Below are 12,804 nucleotides of genomic sequence, written 5' to 3' on the forward strand. Positions count from 1 at the left end.
GGGCAACCTGCTGCAATTCCTCGTCACTCGCAACAGGAAAAGTCATACTTTTTCGAAATCCGAACTCAGAAGGATTTCTGGTAGATGATGAAGGGGGTCTCGTCGGCGATGCGGTCGTAGAGCCGGCGCGCCGTCGCGTTGAACGCCTGCGTCATCCAGTAGACCTCCGGCGCGCCCGCCTCCCTCGCCTTGGCATAGACGCCCTCGATCAGCGCCCGGCCGATGCCGGAACCGCGCACGTCGGGATCGGCAAAGAGATCCTGCAGGTAGCAGACATTGCCGATCGTCCAGCAGGAACGGTGGAAGAGGTAGTGCGCAAGGCCGACGGGCTTGCCGTCGAGCGTGGCGAGGAGGCCGCGATATTCGCCTTCCGCGGCCTCGCCCGTCAGCCGGGCGAAGGTGGTGGCATAGACCTCCTCCGGCAGCACCGTCTCGTAGAAGGCGAGATAGGCGGTCCACAGGCGGCGCCATTCGCCTTCATCATCTTCATGCAGCGGGCGAATGACGACACGGCTCACGGGTCAGGCTCCTGTTCCGATCTTTTCCAGATCGTAGGGCGTGGTCTGGTAGATCTCGTTGATCCAGTTGCCGAAGAGCAGATGCGCATGGCCGCGCCAGCGGTTCTGCGGCGGCAGCGACGGATCGTTGTGCGGGAAATAGTTCTTCGGCAGCTTGATCGGCACGCCGGCCGAGACATCGCGGAAATATTCGTCGGCAAGCGAGGTGGAATCATATTCCACGTGGTTGAAGATATAGAGGCGGTTGCCGGCCTTCTCCTGCACGAGGCAGACGCCGGTCTCGTCGGAATCGAGCAGGATGTCGAGTTCCGGCACGGCCCGGATGTCCTCGATGCGGATCTCCGTCCAGCGCGAGACCGGCACCTCGAAATTGTCGGAGAACCCGTTGAGGTAGACCGACGAAGGCTTGCGGTTGTGATGGCGGTAGACGCCGAAGGCCTTTTCCTCCAGCGTGTGCTTCGGCACGCCGTGGAAATGGTAGATCGCCGCCATCGCGCCCCAGCAGACATTCAGCGTCGAATGCACGTTGGTCTCGGTCCAGTCGAGGATCTGCTTCATCTCGTCCCAATAGGTGACGTCCTCGTAGTCGAGCGTCTCGACAGGCGCGCCGGTGATGATGAAACCGTCGAACTTGCGGTGCCGCACCTCCTCCCACGTATCGTAGAAGGCGAGCAGGTGCTCTTCCGACGTGTTCTTCGCGCGGTGGCCGCCGACGCGCACCAGCGACAGCTCGACCTGCAGCGGCGAGGCGCCGACGAGGCGGGCCATCTGCACTTCCGTCTTGATCTTGTTCGGCATGAGGTTGAGCAACCCGATCTGCAAGGGGCGGATGTCCTGCCGGATCGCCACCGTCTCGGTCATCACCCGCACGCCCTCGTGAACGAGGGTTTCGAAGGCGGGAAGCGTATCGGGAATCTTGATGGGCATGTCTCACTCGATCGAAAAAACAAAACCGGCCGCAACAGTGTCGCAACCGGTCCACGGAAGGTTTTTCCTCGCGCGGCCCTTTAGCGACTTGTTTAACGTGGCTGCAAGCCGGCCGGCCAAATCACCACGAGCGATTTAAATAGCGCTCCTTGCGCCACGAATCAATCCACTGCCGGAAACGGGCAAGGCCCGGATGCGACAGGCATCCGGGCCTTGCTTCCTGAAGGAAGACGGCTGCTCAGTAGTAGCTGTAGTAGCGCTTCTTGTAGTACACCTTGCCGCCCCAATGGCCGCCCCAACGATGGCCGTAGTGACCATGGTGGCGCTTGACACGGTAATGCTTCTTGTAGCCGTGATGGCCGTGGCCGTAGCTCTTCCAGCCGTAGCTCTTGTGGCCATAACCGTAATAGCCGGCCTGGGACGGGGCGGCGAAGGAAACAGCGGCGACGACGGCGACGACGGCGGAAATGACGAACTTGCGCATGGGACTCTCCTGATCTCTTCCGGGTTACAGGATGAGCTCCTCTCATCCAGTGATCAGACTGTCCCATATTGCCGGGCGCGGCGCTGTTTCGGATGGAACACCCGCTGAAACCCCGCGCCCTCGGGCTTTTCAGCCTTCCAGTTCCTCGCGCAGCATCTCCAGTTCCAACCATTCCTCTTCCATCGCCGTCAGGGAATGGCGCAGCTTTTCCATCTCCGCCGCCAGCCTGTTGAAGGTGGCGGGATCCTTGGTGAAGAGGGCGGGATCGGCCATCTTCGCCTCGCGGACGGCGATCTCCTTCTCCACCTTCTCCATTTCCTTCGGCAGGTTCTCCAGCGCGAACTTCTGCTTGTAGGAGAGCTTCGCCTTGCCTTTGTTCTCCGCCGGGACCGCAGCGGACGTTTCGGCCGCCTTCGCCTTCTCGGCCTTTTCCGCCTTGCGCTTCTCCTCGATCGCGCCGCGGCGCTGCGCCATCATGTCGGAATAGCCGCCGGCATATTCGATCCAGCGACCATCGGGGTTTTCCGGGTCGGCGGGCGCGATGGTCGAGGTGACGGTGCGGTCGAGGAAGTCGCGGTCGTGGCTGACGAGCAGCACGGTTCCGGCAAAGCCCGCGACGATCTCCTGCAGGAGGTCAAGCGTCTCGATGTCGAGGTCGTTGGTCGGCTCGTCGAGGATGAGGAGGTTCGTCGGCCGCGACAGGATGCGCGCCAGCATCAGGCGGGCGCGCTCGCCACCCGAGAGGTTGCGGATCGGCGTGCGGGCCTGCTCGGGCTGGAACAGGAACTCCTTCATGTAGCCGGTGACGTGCCGCTGCTCGCCGTTGACGAGCAACGTCTCGCCGCGCCCGTCGGTGAGGTAATGGGCGAGCGTGTCGTCGAGGTTGAGGTCCTCGCGGCGCTGGTCGAGCGTGGCGATCTCCAGGTTCGTGCCGAGCTTGACGGTGCCGCTGTCGGGCGCCAGCTGCCCGGTCAGCATCTTGAGCAGCGTCGTCTTTCCGGCGCCGTTCGGGCCGACAAGGCCGATGCAATCGCCGCGGTGGACGCGGATCGAGAACGGCGCAACGATGCTGCGCTCGCCGTAGGCCTTGGTGATCTTCTCCGCCTCGATGACCAGTTTTCCCGATTCCTGCGCATCCGAGGCGCTGGCCTGCACGCTGCCCTGCGGCCCCTTGTGGCCGCGATAGCGGGCGCGCAGATCATGCAGTGCGCCGAGGCGGCGCATGTTGCGCTTGCGGCGGGCGGTGACGCCGTAACGCAGCCAGTGCTCCTCGCGCTCGATCGCCTTGCCGAGCTTGTGCTGCTCCAGCTCCTCGGCCTCCAGCACCTCGTCGCGCCAAGCCTCGAAATGGCCGAAGCCGCGGTTGAGCCGCCGCGACTGGCCGCGATCGAGCCAGACGGTGGCGTTCGACACCTTTTCGAGGAAGCGGCGGTCGTGCGAGATGACGACGAGAGCCGAGCGGGTGGACTGCAACTCGCCTTCCAGCCATTCGATGGTCGGAAGGTCGAGATGGTTGGTCGGCTCGTCGAGGAGAAGGATGTCCGGCTCCGGCGCCATCACCCGGGCCAGCGCCGCCCGGCGCGCCTCGCCGCCCGACAGCGATTTCGGATCCTCGCTGCCGGTGAGCCCGAGATGTTCGAGCAGATAGGTGACGCGATAGGGATCGTCGCTCGGCCCGAGGCCCGCCTCCGCATAGGCCGCGACCGTGTCGTAGCCGTCGAAATCCGGCGCCTGGTGCAGGTAGCGGATCGTCGCGGAAGGATGACGGAAGACCTCGCCGGACTGCGCCTCGGCAAGGCCGGCGGCGATCTTCATCAGCGTCGACTTGCCCGAGCCGTTGCGGCCGACGAGCGAGATGCGGTCGCCCGGCTCCACCTGCAGGCTGGCGCCGGCAAGCAGGGGCGTTCCGCCGAAGCTGAGGAAGATGTCATCGAGTTTGAGAATGGGCGGTGCCAAGGGTCAGGCTCCTGAAAGGTCGTAGGGCCGGGCGATGAGAATGGCGCGGCCGGCGGCGAGCGAAAGGCGGATCGGGCCTTCCGCCACGTTGGAAATGGTGCGCGAGGAGCCGAAGGGCAGCGAAAAGTCCTTCAGCGGATAGCGCGCATTGTCGATGGTGAGGCCGGAAAGGGGCGCAAGGCCGAGAACGGAGAAAAGGCTCCCCTTCGGCAGGTCGATGTCGCGACGGCCCGGCAGCAACGGCCAGGCCTCCTCCTCCCCGGAGGTGAGCTTCACGGTAAACCCCTGCTCTTCCAGCGAGACGGCATGGAGGAGATGCATCAGCGCATGGTCGCTGCGTTCCCCGCCGAGCGCGCCGGCAAGCAGGATGGCGCGCGCGCCGCGCTCGGCCGCGACCGAAACGGCAAGCGCCCCGTCGGTCTCGTTCTTGGCGGCGGGATAGGGCTGGCGCTCGACCTGCGGCCAGGCGGCGACAAGCTCCGGCGGGGTCGAATCGAAATCGCCCACCCAGAGTTCCGGCAGGGTACCGAGGCTTGCCGCATGCCGCATGCCGCCATCCGCCGCAACGACGCGCGCGCCGGCCATGTCCGCGCGAAGACGCGGCGTCACGATGAGCGCGCCCCCGAGAAGGACGACGAATTTCGGGTCTGTCGATACCGGCATGGTCATGGCTGATGCCCTTAGCGCATGTTCTGCGGAAAGGGAAAGATTTTGCGGCCGATGGCAAGGCGTGGCCGGCGGAAGGGCATGAAACGCAAGAAGCGCGGGCAAAGCCCACGCTTCGTTCTGGTCAGGACCGGAACCGGCCTCAGGCGGCCTTGCTTGCCGCGGCACCCCGCGGCGAGAAGAGCAGCCGGTCGGAACCGGCGGTCACCTTGACGGTCGAGCCGTCCGGGATCTCGCCGGCAAGGATCTTCTCCGCCATCGGATCCTGAAGGTGCTTCTGGATCGCCCGCTTGAGGGGACGCGCGCCATAGACCGGGTCGTAGCCCTTCTCGGCCAGCCAGTGCACGGCGTCCTCGTCGAGGTCGAGCACGATCTTGCGATCTTCCAGCAGCTTGCGCAGACGCGTGAGCTGGATGTCGACGATCGCGCCCATTTCCGACCGCCGGAGGCGATGGAACAGGATGATCTCGTCCACCCGGTTCAGGAACTCCGGCCGGAACGCCATCTTGACGACGTCCATGACCTGGTCGCGGACGCTGTCGCTGTCCTCGTTCTCGCCCAGCGCCGTCAGATATTCGGCGCCGAGGTTCGAGGTCATGATGATCATCGTGTTGCGGAAGTCCACGGTACGGCCCTGACCGTCGGTCAGGCGGCCGTCGTCGAGGACCTGCAGGAGCACGTTGAAGACATCCGGATGCGCCTTCTCGATCTCGTCGAACAGCACGACCTGATAGGGCCGGCGGCGGACGGATTCGGTGAGCGCACCGCCTTCCTCATAGCCGACATAGCCGGGAGGCGCGCCGATCAGCCGGGCCACGGAGTGCTTCTCCATGTATTCCGACATGTCCATGCGCTGGATCGCCGTCTCGTCGTCGAAGAGGAAACGGGCGAGCGCCTTGGTCAGCTCCGTCTTGCCGACGCCGGTGGGGCCGAGGAAGATGAACGAGCCGATCGGCCGGTTCGGATCCTGCAGGCCGGCACGCGCGCGGCGGACGGCGCGGGAGACCGCCTGGACGGCATCCCCCTGGCCGACGACCCACTTGCCGAGCTCGTCTTCCATGCGCAGGAGCTTGTCGCGCTCGCCTTCCAGCATCTTGTCCACGGGAATGCCCGTCCAGCGGGAGACCACATGGGCGATGTTGTCGGGGGTCACGACCTCCTGCACCATCGGATCGACGTCGCCGGCATCGCGGCCTTCGGCCTCCTCCAGTTCCTTTTCGAGCTTCGGGATGATGCCGTAGGCAAGCTCGCCGGCGCGCTGGAATTCACCCTTGCGCTGGGCGATCGCCAGTTCGTTGCGCAGTTCGTCGAGCTGACGCTTCAGGTCCGCGGCACGGCCGAGCTTCGACTTCTCCGCCTGCCAGCGCGCGGTGAGCGCGGCGGCTTCCTCTTCCAGCGCGGCAAGGTCGAGCTCGAGCTTTTCAAGCCGATCCTGCGACGAACGGTCGGTCTCCTTCTTCAAGGCCTCGCGCTCGATCTTCAGCTGGATGATGCGGCGGTCGAGTTCGTCCAGTTCCTCCGGCTTGGAATCCACCTGCATGCGCAGCCGCGAGGCGGCTTCGTCCATCAGGTCGATCGCCTTGTCCGGCAGGAAGCGATCCGTGATGTAGCGGTTGGAGAGCGTCGCGGCGGCAACGAGGGCCGAGTCTGAAATCCGGACCTTGTGGTGCTGCTCGTACTTCTCCTTCAGGCCGCGCAGGATCGAGATCGTGTCCTCGACGGTCGGCTCGTCCACCATGACAGGCTGGAACCGGCGGGCAAGCGCCGCGTCCTTCTCGACATGCTTGCGGTACTCGTCGAGCGTGGTCGCGCCGACGCAGTGCAATTCGCCACGGGCAAGCGCGGGCTTCAGCAGATTGGAGGCGTCCATCGCCCCGTCCGCCTTGCCGGCGCCGACCAGCGTGTGCATCTCGTCGATGAACAGGATGATCTCGCCGTCTTCCGCCTGCACTTCGGCAAGGACGGCCTTCAGGCGCTCCTCGAATTCACCGCGATATTTCGCACCGGCGATCAGCGCGCCCATGTCGAGCGCCATCAGCTTCTTGTCCTTCAGGCTCTCCGGCACGTCGCCGTTGACGATGCGCAGCGCAAGGCCCTCGGCGATCGCCGTCTTGCCGACGCCGGGCTCGCCGATGAGGACCGGATTGTTCTTGGTGCGGCGCGACAGGACCTGGATCGTGCGGCGGATTTCGTCGTCGCGGCCGATCACCGGGTCGAGCCGGCCTTCGCGCGCATCGGCCGTCAGGTCGCGAGCGAACTTCTTCAGCGAATCGAAACCCTGCTCCGCGCTCGCCGTGTCGGCGGTGCGGCCCTTGCGGATGTCGTTGATGACCTGGTTGAGCTTGCCCGGCGTCACGCCGGCCTTCGCCAGGATCTCGGACGTCGCCGCGGATTTTTCGATCGCGAGCGCCAGAAGCAGGCGTTCGACGGTGACAAAGCTGTCGCCGGCCTTCTTTGCGGCCTCTTCGGCGGTGGAGAAAACCTTTGCAAGCGGCTGGGAGAGATAGACCTGCCCGTTGCCGCCGGAAACTTTCGGCTGCTTGGCAAGCGCGGCATCGTTGGCGATCCGCACGTCGCGCGCATTGCCGCCGGCCCGATCGATCAGCGACGTCGCCATGCCCTGCTCGTCATCGAGCAGCACCTTCAGAACGTGTTCGGGCGTGAACTGCGGATTGCCGTCGGCCAGCGCCTTCGTCTGGGCGGACTGCAGGAAGCCGCGAACGCGTTCGGAGTATTTTTCAATGTTCATCATTCACCTCCAGGACTCGGCCGGCCCTTCGAGGCACCGGTCGACGTTTCAGGATAAGGCTCCCATCAGGCGAGCCTGTCATGCATGCGATCCCCAGGCCTTGCGACCGGTCAACCGCTTGAAACGAATATGGTGGAGGGTTTTCTGGAATTAAAGGGAGCGCCTGGCCGCCGCCAGAGATTTTTCGCGGGCGCCTTGCAAAACGCAAGAACCCGGCACGAGGCCGGGTTCTTCAGGGATGGTGGAGGCGATTATTCCGACGCTTCGAGGGCCGGAGCCTCATCGCCGGCGGGCTGCGCCTCGTCACCGGCGGCCTGGGCTTCGCCCCGACGCGGACGGCGCGGGCGAGGCGTGCTGCGGCGGCGCGACGGCGCGCGGCCGGCGGTCGGGGCCGCAGCCTCGTCTTCGAGCGAAACTTCAGCCGGCGTGCCTTCGATGATCGGCTGCGGGCCGGTGCCATCGATGACGGGCTGCTCGGCGACGGGGGCCGGGGCAACCGGGGCCGCAACGGCTGCAGGCTCGTCGACGGCCGTCGAATCGATCTCGTCGGAGTCCCGCTCGAAACCGTCGCGATCGTTGAAATCCGTCCGGTCGGCATTGTCCGAGCGCTCGTCCCGCGGGAAACGGTCCTGCATCTGCGCCTGGGCGGCGGCAATGATGCGGTTGTAGTGCTCGGCATGCTGGAGATAGTTTTCCGCCATGACGCGGTCGCCGGCGCTCTGGGCGTCACGGGCAAGCGCTGCGTACTTTTCGGCGATATGCTGGGCCGTGCCCCTGATCTTCACGTCCGGACCCGAGCTGTCATAGGTCCGCGTCAGGGGATTGCCGCCCTTGCGGTGTTGGTTGTTGTTATTGTTGTTATTATTGTTGTTGTTACGCCCGCGGCCGCGCTTGTTTTGCTGTCCTGGCCTCATATGTCACTCACCTAACGTATCGTGTCTTGATGATCATGTGTCTGCACGCCTGATCAGGACACGCCAGATCAAGCATCCTTACCCGCGGGCAAACCACGCCGGTCGGTGGTCCTGTCGCCGTAAGACGTCAAATTAACAGGTACCCGCACTAGGCAGTCTTCAACCCTAGCAACTCTTCGAGAGAGCAATCCTCGCGATCGGGTCATGCAGGAACGAATCTCTGTGCCATGACCGCTTGCCCAGTGCGTGGCCGCAACCTATCCCGCTTCTTTCCCGATTCCAAGTCTTTTCTTTGCGGTCGCAGAATTTACTGTGCTTGCGCAACAAATCACCGGGCAACCGCTGCTATAAAGACAAGGGCGCGGTCATTGCCGCCGAGATCCTTGATCGCCTCGATCCGCGAAAAACCCTTCTCGCGCATGATGGCCGTGACCTCATCCTTCTGGTCGTAACCGATCTCATAGGCCACCAGGCCGTTTTCCCGAAGATGAGCGCCCGCGCCGGCAGCAATGGCGCGATAGGCGTCGAGCCCATCTTCCCCGCCATCCAGCGCCAGCATCGGATCGTGGAGCCGGACCTCGTCGTCCAGCGTTCCGACCACGGAGCGGACGATATAGGGCGGGTTTGACACAATGATGTCGAAGGCCCCGGTCACGGCTGCAAACCAGTCGCTCTCGACCGCTTCGAAGCGATCCGCGACGCCGTTGATATCGGCATTGCGCCGCGCCGTTTCAAGGGCCCCGGCCGAAAGATCGGCCCCCACGCCTGTCGCACCGGGCACGAGGTCCAGGAGGGCAAGACAGATCGCGCCCGTTCCGGTGCCAAGATCGAGGATGCGGCAGCCGCCCGTCGCGCGCACGATCTTCTTCGCATAGGGCGCCAGGGCGTCAACGAGAATTTCGGTATCCGGGCGCGGCTCCAGCGTTTCCGGCGACAGCACCAGGTCGAGCCGCGAAAAGGCCCTGCGTCCGAGGATGCGGTGAACCGGCTCGCGCGCGATGCGGCGGTCGAGCGCCGCATCGACGGCGCGCTGCTCGGCCTCGTCCAGGCTGCGGCCGCTCTCGGTCACGAAGGATGTCGGCGTCAGGTCCAATAGGCCCATGAGCAAGGTCCGCGCGTCGCCTGCGGCATCGGGGATGCCCGCTCCGGCAAGCCGGCGCCGCGCCGCGGCCAGCACCTCGGTGAGCGTCGGGCCGTTCATCGCCCCTGTTCGCCGAGCTGCGCGAGAAGGCCGGCCTGGTAGTCGGCGACCAGCGCATCGACCACCTCGTCGATCTCGCCGACCATCATGCGGTCGAGCTTATAGAGCGTCAGGTTGATGCGGTGGTCCGTGACGCGGCCCTGCGGGAAATTGTAGGTGCGGATGCGCTCGGAACGGTCGCCCGAGCCGACCTGGCTCTTGCGGTCCGCGGAGCGCTCGCTTTCCGCGCGCTGGCGCTCGATGTCGTAGAGCCGCGAGCGCAGCACCTGCATGGCCTTGGCGCGGTTCTGGTGCTGCGACTTTTCCGAGCTCGTCACGACGAGGCCGGTCGGCAGGTGGGTGATGCGCACGGCCGAGTCCGTCGTGTTGACGTGCTGGCCGCCGGCGCCCGAGGAGCGCATCGTATCGACGCGGATATCCTCCGGCCGGATCTCGATGTCGATCTCTTCCGCTTCCGGCAGCACGGCGACGGTCGCCGCCGAGGTGTGGATACGCCCGCTCGCCTCCGTCTCCGGAACGCGCTGGACGCGGTGCACGCCCGATTCGAACTTCAACTTGGCAAAAACGCCGCGCCCGGTGATCGTCGCGATGATTTCCTTGAAGCCGCCCGCTTCCCCCTCGCTCGCGGACAGCACCTCGACCTTCCAGTTATGGGCGGAGGCGTAGCGCTCGTACATGCGGAAGAGGTCGCCGGCAAAGAGCGCGGCTTCCGAACCGCCCGTGCCGGCGCGGATTTCCAGGATCGCGCTCTTCTCGTCGGCGGCATCCTTGGGGAGAAGCAGGATCTGCATCTCCTTTTCCAGACCCTCCAGCCGTTCCTTCAGCTCCGGCAACTCCATCTCCGCAAGGTCGCGCATCTCGCGATCGGTCGCCTTGTCGGCAAGCAGCGCGTCGAGGTCGGCGATCTCGCCGCTGACCTTCTCGTATTCGCGGATCTTCGTCACAACCGGCTGAAGCTCGGAATATTCCGAGGCGAGACGCACATAGGTCTCCGAATCCGGCCCCGCCGACATGCGTGCCTCGATCTCGCCGAAACGGCGTTCGAGTTCGCGCATCTTTTCAACGGGAAGCTTCGCCACCGTTCAAACTCCAGTCAGGTCTTTAAAGCGGAACGCCGTTCTCGGCCGCAAAGTCGGTGAGGATCTGGCGGATCGAGGCCGTCGGCCTTGTATCGTCGAGCGCCGGCGTCAGCACCGCTTCGAGCTTGCCCGCATCGAGCGACAGCAGCATCGACTTGACCGGGCCGATCGCAGCCGGCGACATCGAGACCGAGCGGAAGCCGATGCCGAGCAGCGCCATGGCCGAGATCGGCTTGCTCGCCATCTCGCCGCAAAGCGTCACCGGCGTGTCGTTGCGCATCCCGGCGCGCACGATATCGCGCAGGATGCGCAGGAACGGCCGGCCGAGCGTGTCGAACCGGTCGGAGACGCGGGCATTGCCGCGGTCGACCGCCATGGCGAACTGGAAGAGGTCGTTCGAGCCGACCGAGACGAAATCGACCTCGGCCATCAGCTCGTCGAGCTGCCAGAGCAGCGCCGGCACCTCCAGCATGGCGCCGAACTGCAGCTTCTTGGGCAGCTGCTCGCCGATCTTGGACTGCCGCTGGATTTCCTTCTGGAGAAGATCGCGGACCTCCTTCAGCTCGGAAACCTCGGTCACCATCGGCAGCATCAGCCGGAGATCGGCGCCCGCCGCAGCGCGCAGCATGGCGCGAAGCTGGGTGCGCAGGAGGCCCGGCCGGTCGAGCGACAGGCGGATGGCCCGCCAGCCGAGCGCCGGGTTCTCCTCCTCCGCCGCGCGGAAATAGGGCACGACCTTGTCGCCGCCGATATCGAGCGTGCGGAACGTCACGGGGCGGCCGCCGGCATGCTTCAGCACGTTGCGATAGAACGCCTCCTGTTCCTCCGCCTTCGGCATGGTCGAGGCGATCATGAACTGGAGCTCGGTGCGGAAGAGGCCGATGCCGGATGCGCCGGATTCGTTGAGATGCGGCAGGTCGACGAGCAGGCCTGCATTCATCTGGAGGCTGATCGCCCGGCCGTCCTTCGTGACGGGCTCGACGGCGCGCAGCGCGCGGTACTGCTCCTGCCGGCGGGCGCGGAAACGCACCTTCTCCTCGTAGGAGCGCTGAAGGTCGGGCAACGGCCGCAGATGCACCCGGCCGTCGTCGCCATCGATGATGATGGAATCGCCGTTTTCGGCAAGCGCCACCGCACCCGCCGCCTGGCCGACCACCGGAATGCCCATCGCGCGCGCGACGATCACCACATGGCTGGTGACGGCGCCCTCTTCGAGCACCAGGCCGCGCACGTTCTGGCGCGGATAATCGAGCAGTTCCGCCGCGCCCATGGCACGCGCGACGACGATCGCATCGTTGGGAAAGCTGCTGGCCGAAAGCTTGGCGCCATAGCCGGTCAGCTGGCGAAGGAGCCGGTTGGCGAGATCGTCGAAATCGTGCATGCGCTCGCGCAGATAGGGATCCGTCAGGCGGATCATGCGCGCCTTGGTCTCGCTCTGCACCCGCTCGACGGCCGCTTCCGCGGTCAGGCCGTTGCGGATCGCCTCTTCGAGCTTGCGCACCCAGCCGCGGTCATGCGCGAACATGCGATAGGTTTCCAGCACCTCGCGGTGCTCGCCCTCCATCGACACTTCGCGGCGAGAGAGCATGTCGTCGATCGAAATGCGCAGCGACCCGAGCGCCTCGGCGAGGCGGCCGAGCTCGTGTTCGGAATCCTCGTTCAAAAGGTTCGTCACGACGATGCGCGGCTCGTGCAGCACGACATAGCCGAGACCGATGCCTTCGCCGAAGCTCGCCCCCTCGATCGCGACGGGGCGGGACAGGTCCAGCTCGAGACCGGGCTTGGTGAGCTTCTTCAGCTCGCCGGTCGCCACCATTTCCGCAATCACCATCGCCGTCGTTTCGAGCGCCTCCACCTCGTCCTCGCGGTAGGTACGGCTCGCCTTGTTCTGCACGACAAGCACGCCGAGCGCCCTGCCGGTGCGCAAGATAGGAACGCCGAGGAAGGAGTGGTAGATCTCCTCGCCCGTTTCCGGCAGGTAGGTGAAGGCGGGGTGCGACTGGGCGTCGGAAAGGTTCAGCGGCCGCGCGGAGGCGGCGATCGTGCCGACAAGGCCCTGGCCCATCTTGAGCTGGGCGAGGTGGACGGCCCCGGGATTGAGGCCTTCGGTCGCATAGAGTTCGAGGATGCCATCGGAACGCAGCACGTAGACGGAACACACTTCCGCGACCATGTTCTGCGCGATCTGGCGCACGATCTGGTCAAGGCGCTCCTGCGGCTCGAGCGGCTCCGCCATCAGTTCGCGCAGCCGCTTGAGAAGAACGCGCGGACCCGCGGAGAGGTCTCTCATCGCGTGGCGTCTCCCGAATA

General features: G+C 65.3%; 10 protein-coding genes and 1 riboswitch. All 10 genes read right to left on the reverse strand.

The features are described from left to right. Positions 1-65: 65 nt before the first annotated feature. Positions 66-518: a GNAT family N-acetyltransferase gene (locus AABF56_RS17865; protein WP_244769255.1), complete on the reverse strand. Its 453-nt coding sequence runs from the start codon at positions 516-518 to the stop codon at positions 66-68. A gap of 3 nt (positions 519-521) precedes the next feature. Next, complete coding sequence (gene metA / locus AABF56_RS17870) at positions 522-1,445, reverse strand: homoserine O-acetyltransferase MetA (RefSeq protein WP_272807003.1); 924 nt, start codon at positions 1,443-1,445, stop codon at positions 522-524. A 60-nt stretch (positions 1,446-1,505) separates the two neighbouring features. Then, positions 1,506-1,583: riboswitch (SAM riboswitch) on the reverse strand. 100 nt (positions 1,584-1,683) lie between these two features. After that, positions 1,684-1,929, reverse strand: a complete 246-nt coding sequence (locus tag AABF56_RS17875; RefSeq protein WP_244769253.1) for a hypothetical protein — start codon at positions 1,927-1,929, stop codon at positions 1,684-1,686. A gap of 129 nt (positions 1,930-2,058) precedes the next feature. Continuing rightward, positions 2,059-3,885, reverse strand: a complete 1,827-nt coding sequence (locus tag AABF56_RS17880) for an ABC-F family ATP-binding cassette domain-containing protein (protein WP_272807004.1) — start codon at positions 3,883-3,885, stop codon at positions 2,059-2,061. 3 nt (positions 3,886-3,888) lie between these two features. Continuing rightward, positions 3,889-4,548, reverse strand: coding sequence for a thiamine diphosphokinase (locus AABF56_RS17885; protein ID WP_244769420.1), 660 nt, complete (start codon positions 4,546-4,548; stop codon positions 3,889-3,891). A 145-nt stretch (positions 4,549-4,693) separates the two neighbouring features. Continuing rightward, positions 4,694-7,300 carry an ATP-dependent chaperone ClpB gene (gene clpB, locus AABF56_RS17890; protein WP_272807005.1) on the reverse strand — a complete coding sequence of 869 codons (2,607 nt, stop codon included), beginning with the start codon at positions 7,298-7,300 and terminating at the stop codon, positions 4,694-4,696. Positions 7,301-7,551: 251 nt separating this feature from the next. Beyond that, entirely contained in the window at positions 7,552-8,214 is a 663-nt protein-coding gene (locus tag AABF56_RS17895; RefSeq protein ID WP_272807006.1) for a DUF4167 domain-containing protein, read from the reverse strand. Between the two features lie 328 nt (positions 8,215-8,542). After that, entirely contained in the window at positions 8,543-9,415 is an 873-nt protein-coding gene (gene prmC, locus AABF56_RS17900; protein WP_272807007.1) for a peptide chain release factor N(5)-glutamine methyltransferase, read from the reverse strand. Beyond that, positions 9,412-10,494 carry a peptide chain release factor 1 gene (gene prfA, locus AABF56_RS17905; RefSeq protein ID WP_244769248.1) on the reverse strand — a complete coding sequence of 361 codons (1,083 nt, stop codon included), beginning with the start codon at positions 10,492-10,494 and terminating at the stop codon, positions 9,412-9,414. The genes prmC and prfA overlap by 4 nt, the downstream gene beginning before the upstream one ends. A 22-nt stretch (positions 10,495-10,516) precedes the next feature. Then, the gene (ptsP, locus tag AABF56_RS17910; protein WP_272807008.1) at positions 10,517-12,784 is read right to left on the reverse strand and encodes a phosphoenolpyruvate--protein phosphotransferase; all 2,268 of its coding nucleotides are present in this window, start codon (positions 12,782-12,784) and stop codon (positions 10,517-10,519) included. Between the last annotated feature and the right edge of the window lie 20 nt (positions 12,785-12,804).

The organism is Shinella sp. WSC3-e, assembly GCF_945994535.1.
Taxonomy (GTDB): domain Bacteria; phylum Pseudomonadota; class Alphaproteobacteria; order Rhizobiales; family Rhizobiaceae; genus Shinella; species Shinella yambaruensis.